Below are 15,930 nucleotides of genomic sequence, written 5' to 3'. Positions count from 1 at the left end.
TCCGGCGGGCACAGGATGTTTCTGGGCGGATCGTCCTGCGCTGGTCAGATGTCCTGATTTCGGGATGTGGCTGCATCGGGCGTGTTCTGGAACGCGGCCCGCGCCACGGCGCCGGAGGCGACGAGCGCTGTCACGGCCTCCATGTCGGGCGAGAGGAAGCGGTCGCGACCGGGTCCGTCCACGACGGTGCGCACGAGGTCGCGCACCGCGCCGGTGGCAGCGCCGGGCTGCAGGGGTGCGCGCAGGTCGATCGCGCGTGCGCCGGTGAGGACCTCGATGGCGAGCACGCGGGCGAGGCCGTCGATTCCCCGGCGGAGCTTGCGCGCGGCGGCCCAGCCCATCGACACGTGGTCCTCCTGCATGGCGCTGGAGGGGATGGAGTCGACGGATGCCGGCACCGCGAGGCGCTTGAGCTCGGACACGATCCCCGCGGCGGCGTACTGGGCGATCATGAGCCCGGAGTCGACGCCGACCTCGTGCGCGAGGAACGGCGGCAGCCCGTGGCTGCGCGCGGGGTCGAGCGCGCGGTCGGTGCGGCGCTCCGAGATCGACGCGACGTCCGCGACGGCGATCGCGAGGAAATCGAGCACATAGGCGACCGGCGCGCCGTGGAAGTTGCCGTTGGACTCGACGCGGCCGTCGTCCGTGATCACCGGGTTGTCGACGGCGGCGGAGAGTTCGCGCGAGGCGATGAGGCGCGCGTGGTCGGCGGTGTCGCGCGCGGCGCCGTGCACCTGCGGCGAGCATCGCAGCGAGTAGGCGTCCTGCACGCGCGTGCACACCGCCGGGTCGCGGTGCGATGCCACGATCGGCGAGCCGGCGAGGACGGCCCGCAGGTTGGCGGCCGAGGCGGCCTGGCCGAGCTGGGGGCGCAGCGCCTGCAGGTCCGCCGCGAAGACGGCGTCGGTCCCCAGCTGCGACTCGACCGACATGGCCGCGGCGACGTCGGCGGTGTCGAGGAGCACCGACAGATCGTGGAGGGCGAGCAGCAGCATCCCGAGCATGCCGTCCGTGCCGTTGATGAGGGCGAGACCCTCCTTCTCGCGCAGTACCAGTGGCACGACGGATGCTGCGCTCAGCGCGTCGGCGGCGTCGACCTCGGCTCCCCCGGCATCGCGCACGCGTCCTTCGCCCATCGCCGCGAGCGCGACGTGAGAGAGCGGGGCGAGGTCGCCGGAGCAGCCGAGCGAGCCGTACTCGCGCACGATCGGCGTGATGCCGGCATTGAGCATCGCGGCATAGGTCTCCACGACGATCGGACGCACACCGGTGTGACCGGTCGCCAGGGTCTGGAGGCGCAGCAGCTGCAGTGCGCGCACGACCTCGCGCTCGACCTCGGCTCCGGTGCCGGCCGCGTGGCTGCGGATGAGGCTCTCCTGCAGCTGAAGACGACGGTCGGGGGCGATGAAGGTCGTGGCGAGCGCACCGAATCCCGTCGAGATGCCGTAGTGCGGGTCGGGGTCGTCGGCGAGCCCTTCGACGAGGGCACGGGCCGTGGCCACGCGCGCGCGGGCGTCGGGGGCGATCTCGACACGTGCGTCGTGGCGGGCGACGGCGACGACGTCCTCGGGGCGCAGGGGTGCGGCGCCGACGGTGACGACGCCGGGGCGGGAGTCGGTGACGGTGGTCATGCGTCGATTCCACACCCCGCGGATGGCGCGCGACAGCGGGACATGGCATCCTGTGTCTGGTATGCCAGACAAGCTCGCTTTTGAAAGAACCCACCCGCCCTCCCCCGAGCGACCGCAGGTGCCCGCCGCCGACCAGACGCTGCGGATCCTGTCGTTCCTCGCGCGCCAGCGCGGCCCGGTGGCGGCGAGCACGATCGCGACGACGCTCGGCATCCCCCGGTCCAGCGTGTACCACCTGCTCGACGCGCTCTCGGCGCACGGCTTCGTCATCCACTTCCCCGGCGAGCGCCGATGGGGGCTCGGGACGGCCGCGTTCGAGCTCGCCGGCGGATACTCGCGGCAGCAGCCGCTCGCGCGCCTCGGCCGACCCCTTGTCGCAGCGCTGGCCGACCGCGCAGGCGAGAGCGCGCACCTCGCCGTCATGACCGGACGCGACGTGCTCTACATCGTCGAGGAGCGTGCGCCGCGGCGCCCGGCGCTCGTCACCGACGTGGGCGTCCGGCTCCCCGCGCACCTGACGGCGACGGGCCGCGCGATGCTGGCGGCGCTCCCCCGCGAGCAGGTGCGGGCGCTGTATCCGGATGCCTCGGCCTTCGCCGATCGCACGGGTCGGGGTCCGTCCCGCCCGGGCGAGCTGCGCGACGTGCTGCGCGAGGTGCGCGCCCGCGGGTACGCGGTGGAGGACGGCGAGGTGACGCTCGGACTCCGCTCGGTGGGCATCGCCGTGCGCGACCACGCGGGATGGCCGGCTGCCGCGCTGGCCCTCACCTATCCGTCAGAGGCCGAGCGCGATGCCGGAGAGCTCGCCGCGCTCCTCGGCGACGCCGCCCGCGAACTCGAGCGCCGCATCGGCAGGGTGTGAGACCGGACACCGCCCCCCACCCCACCCCGACCCAACTCCCGCCCCCGCCCCGACTCCTGGCCCCACCCCGGCCACCGCCCACCACCCCACACCGATTCGCTTGTGCGGGCGGATGCGCGCAACACGCCCGGAGGGTGCGGGCATTCCCCCGCACAAACGGCCGGGACCGCACGCGCCCCCACCCCACCCCGATTTCGCTTGTGCGGGCGAATGCGCGCAACACGCCCGGAGGGTGCGGGCATTCCCCCGCACAAACGGCCGAGACCGGACGCGCCCCTACCCCCACCCCGATTTCGTTCGTGAGGGGTGACGGACCCTCAGCGCACGACGAGGCGCGGCTCGACGAGCACGTGGGCCTCCCCCGCCGCGGTGGCGCGCGGGGCCACGATGCGCCCCGATGACCCCATCAGCAGCTCCAGCACACCGGCGGCGACCTGCTCGGGCAGCTGCTCGACACTGCTGATGCCGATGGCCTCCACCGCAGGCGTGTTGTCGAACCCGACGACGGGCAGGTCGGCGCGTCCGGCTGCGGAGGCGGCGAGGTGGGCGCCGATCGCGAGAGAGTCGCTCACGCACACGATGCCGTCGACCTCGGAGCGGGTGAGCAGATCGGCGGTGACGGCGCGGGCGCGCCCGACGCTCTCCTCGCACGCGAGGCGCTCCCCGGTCGCGTGTGCCGCTGCCATCGCCTCGCGCCAGCCGCGCTCGCGGTCGTCGCCGGTTCCCGATCCGTCGGGCCACCCGAGGAAGGCGATGCGCAGGCCGGCGATCGAAAGCAGATGCGCGGTCGCGGCGCGCGTGCCGGCGGCTCCGTCGACATCGACCCACAGGTGCGCGGGCTGCTCCACGTCGTCGTCGCCCCAGGGCCGGCCGAAGGCGACGAACGGGACGCCGTGATCCGCGAGCCAGCGGGTGCGGGGATCTCCGTGGAACGTCCCCGTGATGACGACCGCGTCGATCTCGCCGCCCTCGGTGAGCTCGCCCATGCGCGCGATCTCCTCCTGGGGGCTGCGAGCGGCGTAGAGCTGGATGCGCATGCCCCGCGCGCCCGCGTGCTCGGTGAGCGCATGGACGAACCGGTCGAGCACGACGCCCGAGATCCCGCCGGCGTAGGGGTCGAGGTGGATGCCGATGGTCGAGCTGCGCCGCGTGCGCAGGCGCCGCGCGGCCATGTGGGGTCGGTAGCCGAGCTCGGCGATCGCGGCTTCGACGCGCTCGCGCGTCGAAGCCCGCACGATCCCCGGGGTGTTGAGCACGTTCGAGACCGTCTGGCGCGAGACGCCGGCCGCCAGGGCGACGTCCTCCACAGTGGGAAGCCTCGTCATCGCACCCCCCTCACGCGGACTGTCATCGCTCGAAACGTCATCCTATGCGCCACGGAAGCCCCTTGACAGGAGTGTCGCGACCTTCCTATCGTGTGTCTCGCACGAAACTTTGATCGTTCAAAGTTTGCGAACGAACGCGATCAACGAGGGTCGAGAGTGACCCGTCACGGCTCATCGAAGGAGAAGAGACTCATGACACGGCAACACATGCGCGCCTGGCTCGGCGCGGGAGCCCTGGTACTCACCGGCACGCTCGCCCTCACCGGCTGCGGCTCGGGGTTCGACGACGGCGGCGGGGACGGCGGCGCGAGCGGCGACGCGGATGCGCTCACCTCGAGCGACGACGCGCTCACCATCCTCATCGGATCCTCGGGCGATGCCGAGACCGCGGCGGTCGAAGAGGCCGTGGCCGCCTGGTCGGAGGAGTCGGGGATCGAGGCATCCGTGCAGGTCGCCAACGACCTTCCCCAGCAGCTGTCGCAGGGCTTCGCGGCAGGCTCGCCGCCGGACCTGTTCTACCTCGCGACCGAGGCGCTCGCCGGCTACGCCGGCAACGGCTCCCTCATCGCGTACGGCGACCTGCTCGAGAACAAGGACGACTTCTATCCCTCGCTGGTGCAGAACTTCACCGTCGACGACGAGTTCTACTGCGCACCGAAGGACTTCTCGACGCTGCAGCTGATCATCAACAAGGGGCTGTGGGATGCCGCGGGCCTGACCGACGACGACATCCCGACCACCTGGGACGAACTCGCCGACGTCGCCCAGACCCTCACCGCCGACGGTGTGACCGGTCTCGCGTTCGGCGCCGAGTACCAGCGAGTCGGCGCGTTCATGGCGCAGGCGGGCGGCCAGCTCGTCTCCGACGACGGCGCCGAGGCGGTCGCGAACAGCCCGGAGAACGTCGAGGCCCTGACGTACGTGCAGGAGCAGATGGATGCCGGATCCTTCGCCTACGCCACCACCGACCTGGGTGCGGGCTGGGGCGGCGAGGCGTTCGGCAAGGAGCTGGCCGCGATGACGATCGAGGGCAACTGGATCACCGGCGCGATGTCCAACGACTTCCCCGACGTCGAGTACGTCGTTGCGGAGCTCCCGGAGGGTCCGGCAGGAAAGGGCACGCTGCAGTTCACCAACTGCTGGGGCATGGCCGCCGACAGCCCGAACCAGCAGGCCGCGCTCGAGCTCATCGAGTACCTGACCAGCGCCGAGCAGCAGCTCGCCTTCTCGGAGGCGTTCGGCCCGATGCCGTCCGTGCAGTCGGCCGCGGACCAGTGGACGAGCGACAACCCCGCGATGGCGGCGTTCCTCGCCGGCGCCGAGTACGCCAAGGGTGTCCCGACGAACGACGGCATCGCCGCGGTCATCACCGACTTCAACGCCTCGCTCGAGGGGCTGAAGGCCGGCGACCCGCAGGAGATCCTCGACACGGTGCAGTCCAACACCGAAGCGGTCGTGGGCTGACCCCATGACCGCGACAGCGACGTCGCCTTCCCGCGTCCGGAGCCCCCGCAACGGGCTCCGGCGCGGGGAGACGCTCGCCGGATGGCTGTTCACGGGTCCCGTGCTCGTCATCCTCGGCGTCTTCCTCCTGATCCCCGTGCTGATGGCGCTGTGGGTCAGCTTCTCCGACTGGTCGGGACGCGGGAGCCCCTTCTCGAGCCAGGTCGGTTTCGTCGGGCTCGACAACTACGCCGCCGTCACGGTGGACGGCGGCCTCCCCACCCGCGACTTCGGCATCGCGCTGCGCAACAACGGCTGGTACGTGCTGCTGGTCGTGCCGCTGCAGACCGCCCTGTCTCTCTTCCTGGCGGTGCTCGTGAACCGCGCGATCCTCCGCGGGCGGGGATTCTTCCGCACCGCCTTCTACTTCCCCTCGGTGACGAGCACCGTCGCCATCACCGTGCTGTGGCTGTTCCTCTTCTCCGCCTCGGGTGTCGTGAACGAGGTCCTCTCGTGGGTCGGCATCAACGGGCCGAACTGGTTCAACGACCCCAGCGGAATCGTCCACAACGGCCTCGCGTCCGTCGGCATCGTGGACGGTCCCGCGTGGCTCACCGGAAACGACTTCCTCGGGCTGTCGTGGTGGCAGTGGCTGGCCGGGCCGTCCGTGGCGATGACGGCGCTGATCTTCATGGCGGTGTTCACCACGAGCGGCACCTTCATGCTCCTCTTCGTCGCCGCCCTGCAGAACATCGGCGGCGAGATCCAGGAGGCGGCGATGATCGACGGGGCGAACGGATGGCAGCGCTTCTGGCGCGTGACGCTGCCGCAGCTGCGCCCGACCCTCTTCACCGTGATCACCCTCGGCCTCATCGGCTGCTGGCAGGTCTACGACCAGATCTACACCGGCACGCAGGGCACTCCCGCCAAGACGACGATGACCCCCGCGTACCTCTCCTACACGTCCGCGTTCCTCGATCAGGACTGGGGTCAAGGTGCCGCCATCGCCTTCATCCTCTTCGCGATCATCGTGGCGTTCACGGCCTTCCAGCGCTGGGTGCTCCGCGAGCGCCCGGTGTCGAAGCGGCGAGCACGCCAGTACCAGGTGAAGGAGGCGAAGCGATGACCGGCACGACCCTGTCCGAGTCGCTGGTGCTCAATCAGGAGGCTCCACGCTCGGAGAAGCCCACGCGTCAGCGGATCCTCTCCCGCCGCGTCGTGTGGCAGATCCTGCTCTACGCCCTGCTCGTCGTCCTCGCCCTGATCTACATCTACCCGTTCCTGGTGCAGGTGGCGACGTCGTTCAAGACCGAGGCCGAGGCAGCCGCCGATCCGATCTCGCTCATCCCGCAGACCATCACGTTCGCCGCGTACGAGCGACTGTTCGGCAACAGCGACTACCCGGTGTGGTTTGCGAACTCCGCGATCGTGACGGTCTTCGTGACCCTCGGCCGGGTGTTCTTCGTGTCGCTCGCCGGCTACGCCCTCGCGCGGCTGCAGTTCCGCGGGCGCGGAGTCGTGTTCGCCGCGGTCATCGCGGTCATGGCCGTCCCCGGCGTGGTGCTCCTCATTCCGAAGTTCCTCGTGATCAACCAGCTCGGCATCTACGACACGTACGCCGGCATGATCATCCCGCTGCTCGTGGACGCCGCGGGCGTGTTCATCATGAAGAACTTCTTCGAATCCATCCCCGTCTCCGTCGAGGAGCAGGCGCGGATCGACGGCGCGGGTGCCTTCCGCATCTTCTGGTCGGTGGTGCTCCCCATGGCGCGTCCGGCCCTCATCACGATCGTGATCCTGTCGTTCCAGGGATCGTGGAACGAGCTGAGTCATTTCATCGTGTCGACCCAGTCCCCCGACCTGACGACGCTGACCAAGGGTGTGGCCTCGCTCGCGTCCAATCAGCTGGGCCAGGGGCAGCAGTATCCGATCAAGCTCGCGGCCGCCGCGATCATGACCATTCCCGTCGCGGTGATGTTCTTCATCTTCCAGCGGCACATCATGAACACCTCCGAAGGAGCCGTCAAGGGATGACCCCCGCCCGCGACGCGGCCGCGCCGCCCCTCCAGCCCCTCCTCGATGACGCCGTCATCGTGCTCCGCGCTCCGACGCAAGTGTGGTCTGGCCGCTACGGCGACCTCGGCGCGCAGGCGATCGACGGCGTCTACCACGGCGACGTCCGCCACATCCACGCGCTCCATGCGGCGTGCCGCGACTCAAGCGTCGAGTGGATCTCGACGGCCCCGCACGGTCCGTCCCGCGTCGTGTTCAGCGGACTCCTCCGCGGCCTCGACGACCCGACCCCCGACCCGAAGGTGCGCATCACGCGCGATCGGCGCGTGGCCGACGGCTCGATGACCGAGACGTGGACTGTGCGGTCACGCCTGCCGGAGCCGATCGACACCGTCCTCGAGCTCACCCTCGATCCCGAGTTCGCGTCCCTCCACGACGTGAAGGCGGGTATCGCGCAGCGGCAGCCCGTCGACGTGCAGACGACGGATGCCGCCGTCACGGCACGCTCGGGCGTCGTGTCGTTCACGCTCACGGCCGAGGGCGCGGCGCTGAGCGCAGACGTCGAGCGCATCACTGCGCAGTGGCCGGTGCATGTGGACGCCGGGGGCGAGGCATCCGTCTCCTTCACTGTCGCGCTGCACGACGCTTCGCTCGTCGTGCACGGCGCCGCGGAGCCGTGGGCGGGCGGCACCGCGCGTCGGGAGGCGACACGCGAGCCGCGGCTCGACCGCTGGCTCGATGTCGCGCTGGGTGATCTCGATGCGCTGCGGCTGACGACCTCCGGTGGCGGCGGCGACGAGTTCTTCGCCGCGGGTGCGCCGTGGTTCTTCACCCTGTTCGGCCGCGATTCGCTCTGGGCCGCGAGGCTGGTGCTCCCTCTCGATGCGGGGGTCGCGGCATCCACTCTGCGCGCCCTCGCGGCGATGCAGGGCACGCAGGACGACCCCACGTCGGCCCAGGAGCCGGGCAAGATCCTGCACGAGCTGCGCTCGTCGGCGCTCGAGATTCCCCACGAGGGCGTCGTGCTTCCGCCGCAGTACTACGGCAGCGTCGACTCGACGCCGCTGTGGGTGTGCCTGCTCGCGGATGCGTGGCGGGCGGGGATGCCCGATGCCGAGGTGCGAGACCTGCTCCCCGCGCTGCGCGGTGCGCTGCGCTGGATCCTCGAGTTCGGCGACAGTGACGGCGACGGCTTCCTCGACTACATCGACCGCAGCGGCCGCGGGCTCGCGAATCAGGGCTGGAAGGATTCCGGCGACTCGATCCAGTGGCGCGACGGGAGCCTGGCCGAGGGGCCGATCGCCCTGTGCGAGGTGCAGGGCTACGCCTACGAGGCCGCCCGGGCCGGTGCCGACCTGCTGGCCGAGTTCGGCGGTGCGGACGAGGGGGCACTGGCTCCTGAGGCGCTCCGTGCGTGGGCGGCGGAGCTGCGCGAGCGGTTCCGTGCGGCGTACTGGGTGCGCACGCCCGAGGGCCGGTATCCCGCGATCGCGCTCGATCGCCACAAGCGTCCGGTCGATGCGCTCACGAGCAACATCGGGCATCTGATCGGCACCGGCATCCTCGATCCGCACGAGGAGATCGACGTCGCCGACCTGCTCGCCGGACCGTCGATGACGTCGGGGTACGGCATCCGCACCATGTCCACCGGCGCCGCCGGCTACTGGCCGCTGTCGTATCACGGCGGCAGCGTGTGGACGCATGACACCGCCATCATCGCGCGCGGGCTGCATCGCGCCGGGCTCGCCTCGCACGCGAGCGCCGTCGCGGAGGGCCTCCTCGCCGCGGCGGACGGCTTCGCCTACCGCGTGCCCGAGCTGCACGCGGGCGATCCCGCGTCGCAGACGTCCGTGCCGACGCCCTACCCCGCCGCCTGCCGTCCACAGGCGTGGTCGGCCGCAGCGGCGGTGGTGTGCCTCGAGATCCTCACCTAGGCACATCCGATCGTGCGGGCGAATGCACGGAACTCACGCGAGGAACGCGCGCATTCGCCCGCACGAACGGACCTGGTCAGTCGACCTTCGCGACCGTTCCGCCGGTGAGGGCGACGAGCTCGTCGTACGTCAGCGGGAAGACCGTGTGCGGCGTGCCGCCGGCGGCCCAGATCTCGGGGTAGCCGGCGAGGTCCTCGTCGATCACCGTGGTGAGCGCAGACGGATGCCCCGTCGGGGCGACTCCCCCGATGGCCTGGCCGGTCGCCTCACGGACCTGCTCGGGGGTGGCGCGGCGGACGCTCGTCCGGCCGAGGCGGTCGGCGAGCGCCGCCGTGTCGACGCGGTGCGCGCCGCTCGTCATCACGAGGAGAGGCTCGTCGTCCGACCAGAACACGAGGCTGTTGGCGATCGCGCCGACCTCGACCCCGAGGGCGGCTGCGGCGAGGGAGGCGGTGGACGCGGCATCCGGGAGCACCACGATGTCGCCGGTGATGCCGGCTGCGCGGAGGGAGTCGTGGACGAGGCGGCTGCGTGCGGGAAGGTGGGCGGTCACAGGCTCAGCCTATGAGTTCCGCCGCGGGGCGAGCATGTCGGCGCGGGCGGGGATGTCGGCGGCGGGGATCTCGGCGTGGGCATGACGCCGGCGGACACAGGCTCAGCCTATGAGTTCCGCCGCGGGACGAGCATGTCGGCGTGGGCGAGCATGTCGGCGCGGGCACGAGACACGGGCGGACACAGGCTCAGCCCACGGGTTCAGCCGCGGGCGAGAATCTCGGCGTGCGGCATGAAGAACCAGCCGTCCTCCGAGGCCGCCCACTCCCGCCACCCGTCGGCGATGCGCTCGAGACCGGCCCGATCGGCGATGCCGAGGTCGATGGCGTGCTGCGCGAACGTGGAGTGCAGTGCGCGCTCCGCCCATGCACCGCCCCACCACTCGCGGGCCTCGGGCGACTCGAAGAGCCAGAGCGACGCCGACGAGGCGACCTCGGCGAAGCCCGCTTCGCGCGCCCAGGCCTTCAGCCGGCGGCCCGCCGCGGGTTCGCCCGAGACGGCGCGGTGGACCTGCAGATAGACCTCGTGCCATTCATCGAGGCCCGGCAGGAGGGGGAACCAGATGACGCCGGCATAGTCGACGTCGCGAGCGGCGACGATGCCGTCGGCGGCGAGCACGCGCCGGAACTCGCGCAGCGCGTCGACCGGACGAGAGAGATGCTGCAGGACCTGGTGCGCGTGCACGATGTCGTACGAACCCGCCGGCGCCTCGAGCGCGTAGGCGTCGCCGACGGCGAAGGAGACGTTGCCCACCTCGCGCTGTGCGGCAAGCGCCGTGGCCTTCGCGACGACGTCGGCGGCGGCATCCAACCCTGTCACCGTTCCCGGCGCGACTCGTTCGGCCAGATCGATCGTGATCGTGCCGGGCCCGGACCCGACATCCAGGATGCGCAGCCCCGGCTTCAGCGACGGGATGAGGTAGGCGGCCGAGTTCGCGACGGTGCGCTTCTCGTGGGATCGCAGGACACTCTCGTGGTGGCCGTGCGTGTACTGCTCGGGCATGGTCCGACAGTAACGCCGCACTCGTGCGTTCGACACTGGATGACGTTCGATGGCACGGCGACGCGCGCGGGCATCAGCGTGCGCATGACATGCGCCGATCGACAGTCCCTGGCTGCGCACATTGCGCGGTGCGACGCGACACGGTTGAACACTTCGTCACACAGTGGTGCAATAGGGAGGGATGCCGCAAAGCCGCGGCGTCCGCAGCGCACTGCCCACAAGGCCCGCCGAAGGAAGAACCGCGATGACGCACACCCTGCCCCTGCCCGATTTCACGCACGAGCGCGTGGAGGTGATCACCGGCCGGCGGAGTGGTCTCGTCATCGTCGTGGCCCTTCATTCCTCGGTGCTCGGTTCTGCTCTGGGCGGTGCGCGGCTGTGGACGTACCCGCATTGGAGCGATGCTCTCGGCGACGCCCTGCGTCTGTCGGCGGCGATGACGCTCAAGAACGCGGCGGCGGGGCTCGACGCGGGCGGGGGCAAGTCCGTGATCGCGCTGCCCGAGGGCACCGTGCTCGACGCCGAGCGTCGCCGTGCCGCCTTCCTCGACCTGGGTGATGCCGTCGAGTCGCTGCACGGCCTGTACCGCACGGCGGAGGACGTGGGCTCGACGACCGAGGACATGCTCATCGTGAGCGAGCGCACCGAGCACGTCGTGGGCCTCCCCGATGCGGTGGGCGGTTCGGGCGAGCCGGCCGGCCCCACGAGCCTCGGCGTCTACGAGTCGCTGCGCGCGACGCTCGAGCGCGTGACGGGCTCCGCCGACCTCTCGGGCCGTCGCATCACGGTGTCGGGCCTCGGTCAGGTCGGCAGTCGCCTCGCCGTGCGTCTGGCCGCCGAGGGCGCCGTGCTCACGGTGACCGACGTCAACCCGGCCAAGCGCGACCTCGCGCTCGAGCTGGGTGCCGACTGGGCGATGCCGGGCGAGGAGCACCTCGTGCCCGCCGACGTCTTCGTTCCCGCCGGAATCGGCGGACTGCTGACCGACGACGTCATCGATGCCCTCAACGCCAAGTCGGTGTGCGGACCCGCGAACAACCCGCTCGCGGCACGTTCGGGCGCGGACCGCCTCGCCGGGCGCGGCATCCTGTACGCCCCCGACTTCGTGGTCAACGCGGGCGGTGTCATCTACCTCGACCTCGAGGCGAAGAGGCTCGGCTCGCGACCCGAGATCATGGAGCGGGTCGGCCGCATCGGCGACACGCTGCGCACGATCTTCGACGAGGCCGAGACGCGGGGCGTCACGCCGCTCGAGGCGGCGGAGGGTCTCGCCGCCGAGCGCCTCGCCGCCGGCGACCGCGGGCACGCGCTGGCTCACTGACGACCGAGCGCCGAACCCCGGACTGACGGGTATCCACGGACTGACGGGTGCCCGGGGACTGACGGGTGCCCGGGGACTGACGGGTTATCCATCGACTGACGGGAACCCATGGACTGACAGGTGCCCGGCATCCGATGGCCTGACTCCCGGGCGTGACCCAGCGAGCGCGGATGCTCCGACCCGCGTGGCCGGGGCATCCGGCGTTCGTCCGGGGTTAGGTTGACGCCATGGCGAATGTGTGGCTCGCGGCGCTGAGCGGGCTGATCGGGGGCGGCGCGCTTCTTCTCGGCGCCGTCGTCGCGTGGTTCGTGGACATCCCGCAGCGGGTCGTCGCCGGGATCATGGCGCTGGGCTCGGGTGTGCTCATCTCGACGCTGGCATTCGAGCTCGTCGAAGAGGCGGCGGATGTCGGCGGGCTTGTTCCGACGGCCGTGGGGTTCCTGGCGGGCGCGATCATCTACATCGTCGCGGACTGGCTGGTGTCGCGTCCGAGGCGGCGACCGGCGAAACCGGCGGCTGGCGTCTCCGTCGAGCCCTCTGCGAACATCGTGGCGAGGCGCGCCAAGCTCGCCGGCGGCACCGGCGCAGCCATCGCGATCGGGGCGCTCATCGACGGCATCCCCGAGTCCATCGTGATGGGTCTGTCGGTGCTGCAGGGCGGCATCAGCATCCCGATCGTCGCGGCCATCGCGATCAGCAACATCCCCGAGGGACTCGGTTCCACCGCCGCCCTGAAGCGCAGCGGATCGAGCGGTCGCGCGATCGCCCTCCTCTGGTCGGGCATCGCTCTCGTGACCGTCCTCGCGGCCGTGCTGGGCCTTGTCGCGTTCCAGTCGGCGCCGCCCGAACTCATCGCGCTGATCACGACGATCGCCGCCGGCGGCCTCCTCGCCATGGTCTGCAACACGATGATCCCCGAGGCCTTCGCGGAGCAGCGCGCCCTCACCGGCCTCTACGCGACGATCGGCTTCCTGGCCGCATTTCTTCTGCACGAGCTCGCCTGAGGACGCGGCCCGAGCGCGACTACGCGAACCCGCGACGCGAACCCGCGACGCGAACCGCCCGCCGAGTCACAGCCGCCGATCCAGCACCGACCCAGCGGCCGATTCACCCTCATCGCTCGACGCGCGCGAACCTCTGCCGATCCGCACCAGCCGATCCGCACCAGCCGAGTCACTCCCGCCGAGTCATACCCGCCGACGATGCGCGATCCGCCCGCCGCCCCACACCCGCCGCGCCCCGATCCACCGCTCTACACCCACCGACCCGCGCCAGCCCACACAGCCGCGCTCGACACCCACCGACCCGCGCCAGCCCACACACCCGCGCTCGACACCCACCGACCCGCGCCAGCCCACACACCCGCGCTCGACACCCACCGATCCGCACGCCGATCCACACCCACCGACCGACCCACGCCGGCCCACGCAGCCGAGCTCGAGGCGGCCGCCCCGCTCCACCGCCACTCGGCCCCGGTTCAGAACGGTGGCGCGCCCACGGCATCCGCATCGGCGACCTCGTTCACCCGGAAGACCGGCACCCGCCTCGCCGGCTCGACCACATACCGCCGTCCGGTGGGTGAGATCCACTCCAGTGATCCGCCGCTGCCCTCGAGCTGACGCACGGTCCAGCCGCCGTGATGCTTCACCCGATGATGGCCCTTGCACAGCGGACAGAGGTTCCACAGCGCTGTGCGCCCACCGTGCTCCCACGCGATCGAGTGATCGATCTCGCATCTCGACGCCGGCATACCGCATCCGGGAGCCATGCACCGGTCCGCCCGCCACCGGACGAGCTTGCGCAACTCCGGCGGCGGACGATACCGGTCGCGACCGACCGAGATCACCATCCCGGTCTCGGGATGGGTGAGGACCCTCATCCATCCGTCCGATCCGCCGCACAGTTCCCGAGCACGCGCGTGCGAGATCAGCCCGACACCCTCGACACTGGCCGGTTCAGAACCGGGCACGAGCTCTTCCTTCACCAGCGCAAGGGCCGGAACAGTGACCACGACCGACGCCTTCATCCCCCGCGCAGCCACGGGGAGGGCAGTCGTGTCGCCTTCGATGAGCAGATCGCCGAGAACGTCGGCGCGCACCTGGTCGAGCGTGCGACTCTCGCCATCATCGGCCACGATCGCCTTCGCCATCGACGTCAGGCGCGAGTGGATCGCGTGGGCCTCGACGGCCGGCAGATACGCCATCAGCCAAGCCATGCCGTCATCGACCCGCTCGACATGCACCCGGCGACGAGTCACCGCTGCCGCGTGCCGCTCATCGAGCGTCTGCGCCCGCACCGTCTCGATCAGTCGCGCGAGGGAGCGCCGGAAAGTTCCCGCCGCCTCGACCTCGGCGAGCGCAACCGCCCGGGGGACCAACGTGTCGCACAGCTCGACCTCGACCTCGACCATCGCATCGACGAAGATCTCCGCATGGCGCTCGGTCGTGCGCCCACCGCCGAGAGAATCGAGCATGTCCGGGAATCGGCGCACGAGCGCTTCGGCCCGCGCGATCAGCGCGCCGGCGGCATGCTCGGTCATCCGCAGCGCGGCGGCGAGCTCGAGACGGATTCCACGCTCGACCACATCGGTCAGCGCGACGCCGTGACGGGCAGCGTCATCGAGTGCCTCCCGCCGCATCCCGTGCACGCGCTCGAACCGATCGGCCGCGAACACCGACATCATCGTCGCGACCTCGATCACGAGATCAACCGCATCGGGCACGGGTGGCACGAAGTCATCCACGTCGCGATCGAGGAAGTCCTCTTCGTCGACAGGATCCGGGTTCAGCGCCATACTTTCGAGCCTAGAACATATGTACGACACTCAATGGAGTTATCCACACCCGCCGGGACAGACATCGCACACCGTGGCGAGCCGGCGCCGGACCCTCCGCGCGCCCGCCACGGCGCAGCATCCGCTCCCCGGCGTCAGCCCTTCTCGACGGGCGCGATGAGCTCGGTCACCCACTCGGACTGCGGGCGGTCATCCGGGGCGTGGACGTAGACCTCGCGCGTCGGACCGACGATGCGGTAGCCGTCCTCCGCGATCTGTCCCATGAGCGCCATCCACGAGCCGCCGATGCTCGGCATGTCTCCGCGATGCTCCAGCACGGCAGCCGTCTCCACCGCGGGGAGCGACACGACCTCGTAGCCGTCGGCGGGCTGAGCCGGGGTGTCGGCGGTGAACGACACGTGCACGGCGAGCTCCTCCGAGTCGGGCACGGCCTCGTACCAGAACACACCGGGCTCGATCGGAGATCGACCGGCCCCTTCGATGGCGCCGATCAGCCTCCCCAGCAGCGGATCGATCATCGGCCCGACATTCTCAGGGCCCATCCCCGGCGCTCGGCCCTCCACGGCGTAGACCGTGGCGGCCTCCAGCGATCGATACTCGACTTCCGACATCGTTCCTTCTCCTTCCAGACGACGAAGACGCTCGGCGATCCGCTCGATGCGGCTTCGATCGGCCTCGATCGACGCTTCGAGCTCGACGCGGCGGCGCACGAGCACCTCGCGCAGCACAGCGTGCTCGTCCGGCGCCGAGATCACCGCCCCGATCTCGTCCAGACCGCAGCCGATCTCGCGCAACTCGACGATGCGGACCAGCGTCCCGAGCTGCGCGGCCGAATAGTGCCGGTAGCCGGTGCGATCGTCGACGCGGGCGGGCTGCAGGAGCCCGATCGCGTCGTAGTGCCGCAGCATCCGCACGCTCACGCGCCCGAGGGCCGCGAACTCTCCGATGGTGTACATGTTGGAGACCACGATCGACCCTCACACAAGGAGAGGGTCAAGCGGAAGTCCGGACGAGCGCGATCCCGACACCGTCGCGACCAGCGCGCACGCAGAG

13 protein-coding genes are annotated in these 15,930 nt (G+C 70.9%); 7 read left to right on the top strand and 6 right to left on the bottom strand.

Annotated features, from left to right (window positions below):
- Window positions 1-44: 44 nt before the first annotated feature.
- Entirely contained in the window at window positions 45-1,631 is a 1,587-nt protein-coding gene (gene hutH / locus ASD93_RS03280) for a histidine ammonia-lyase (protein WP_056118490.1), read from the bottom strand.
- Between the two features lie 61 nt (window positions 1,632-1,692).
- Here hutH and ASD93_RS03275 point away from each other — a divergent pair, with 61 nt between their 5' ends.
- Window positions 1,693-2,493 (top strand): IclR family transcriptional regulator, encoded by an 801-nt coding sequence (locus ASD93_RS03275; protein WP_056118488.1) that lies wholly within the window; start codon window positions 1,693-1,695, stop codon window positions 2,491-2,493.
- A gap of 317 nt (window positions 2,494-2,810) precedes the next feature.
- Here ASD93_RS03275 and ASD93_RS03270 read toward each other — a convergent pair whose 3' ends face one another.
- Window positions 2,811-3,818 carry a LacI family DNA-binding transcriptional regulator gene (locus ASD93_RS03270; RefSeq protein WP_056118486.1) on the bottom strand — a complete coding sequence of 336 codons (1,008 nt, stop codon included), beginning with the start codon at window positions 3,816-3,818 and terminating at the stop codon, window positions 2,811-2,813.
- A 192-nt stretch (window positions 3,819-4,010) separates the two neighbouring features.
- On the opposite strand from ASD93_RS03270, the gene ASD93_RS03265 reads away from it, so the two are divergent.
- Genes ASD93_RS03265 through ASD93_RS03250 form a run of 4 tightly spaced genes read left to right on the top strand, consistent with a single transcriptional unit; the run spans window position 4,011 to window position 9,208 of the window.
- Entirely contained in the window at window positions 4,011-5,282 is a 1,272-nt protein-coding gene (locus ASD93_RS03265; protein ID WP_056118484.1) for an extracellular solute-binding protein, read from the top strand.
- A gap of 4 nt (window positions 5,283-5,286) precedes the next feature.
- A complete protein-coding gene (locus ASD93_RS03260) occupies window positions 5,287-6,387 on the top strand; it encodes a carbohydrate ABC transporter permease (protein WP_056118483.1) in 1,101 nt (366 codons plus the stop codon).
- Window positions 6,384-7,295 (top strand): carbohydrate ABC transporter permease, encoded by a 912-nt coding sequence (locus ASD93_RS03255; protein ID WP_056118481.1) that lies wholly within the window; start codon window positions 6,384-6,386, stop codon window positions 7,293-7,295. The genes ASD93_RS03260 and ASD93_RS03255 overlap by 4 nt, the downstream gene beginning before the upstream one ends.
- A complete protein-coding gene (locus ASD93_RS03250) occupies window positions 7,292-9,208 on the top strand; it encodes a glycogen debranching N-terminal domain-containing protein (protein ID WP_056118479.1) in 1,917 nt (638 codons plus the stop codon). The genes ASD93_RS03255 and ASD93_RS03250 overlap by 4 nt, the downstream gene beginning before the upstream one ends.
- Window positions 9,209-9,284: 76 nt before the next feature.
- On the opposite strand, the gene ASD93_RS03245 is transcribed toward ASD93_RS03250, so the two are convergent.
- On the bottom strand, window positions 9,285-9,761 hold the full coding sequence (locus ASD93_RS03245) for a YbaK/EbsC family protein (protein WP_056118477.1): 477 nt from the start codon (window positions 9,759-9,761) through the stop codon (window positions 9,285-9,287).
- A 200-nt stretch (window positions 9,762-9,961) separates the two neighbouring features.
- Window positions 9,962-10,762, bottom strand: coding sequence for a class I SAM-dependent methyltransferase (locus tag ASD93_RS03240; RefSeq protein ID WP_056118475.1), 801 nt, complete (start codon window positions 10,760-10,762; stop codon window positions 9,962-9,964).
- A 244-nt stretch (window positions 10,763-11,006) separates the two neighbouring features.
- Here ASD93_RS03240 and ASD93_RS03235 point away from each other — a divergent pair, with 244 nt between their 5' ends.
- On the top strand, window positions 11,007-12,083 hold the full coding sequence (locus ASD93_RS03235; protein ID WP_056118473.1) for a Glu/Leu/Phe/Val dehydrogenase family protein: 1,077 nt from the start codon (window positions 11,007-11,009) through the stop codon (window positions 12,081-12,083).
- A gap of 227 nt (window positions 12,084-12,310) precedes the next feature.
- Window positions 12,311-13,087, top strand: coding sequence for a ZIP family metal transporter (locus tag ASD93_RS03230; RefSeq protein WP_056118471.1), 777 nt, complete (start codon window positions 12,311-12,313; stop codon window positions 13,085-13,087).
- Window positions 13,088-13,560: 473 nt separating this feature from the next.
- On the opposite strand, the gene ASD93_RS03225 is transcribed toward ASD93_RS03230, so the two are convergent.
- Both ASD93_RS03225 and ASD93_RS03220 read right to left on the bottom strand, forming a co-directional pair.
- The gene (locus ASD93_RS03225; protein ID WP_056118469.1) at window positions 13,561-14,877 is read right to left on the bottom strand and encodes an HNH endonuclease signature motif containing protein; all 1,317 of its coding nucleotides are present in this window, start codon (window positions 14,875-14,877) and stop codon (window positions 13,561-13,563) included.
- 134 nt (window positions 14,878-15,011) lie between these two features.
- On the bottom strand, window positions 15,012-15,845 hold the full coding sequence (locus tag ASD93_RS03220) for a MerR family transcriptional regulator (RefSeq protein WP_235566858.1): 834 nt from the start codon (window positions 15,843-15,845) through the stop codon (window positions 15,012-15,014).
- Window positions 15,846-15,930: the final 85 nt, after the last annotated feature.

This window comes from Microbacterium sp. Root180 (assembly GCF_001428485.1).
In the GTDB taxonomy this organism is placed as follows: domain Bacteria; phylum Actinomycetota; class Actinomycetes; order Actinomycetales; family Microbacteriaceae; genus Microbacterium.
The sequence above is the reverse complement of the archived record's forward strand: the minus strand, read 5'-3'. Positions and strand labels throughout refer to the sequence as shown.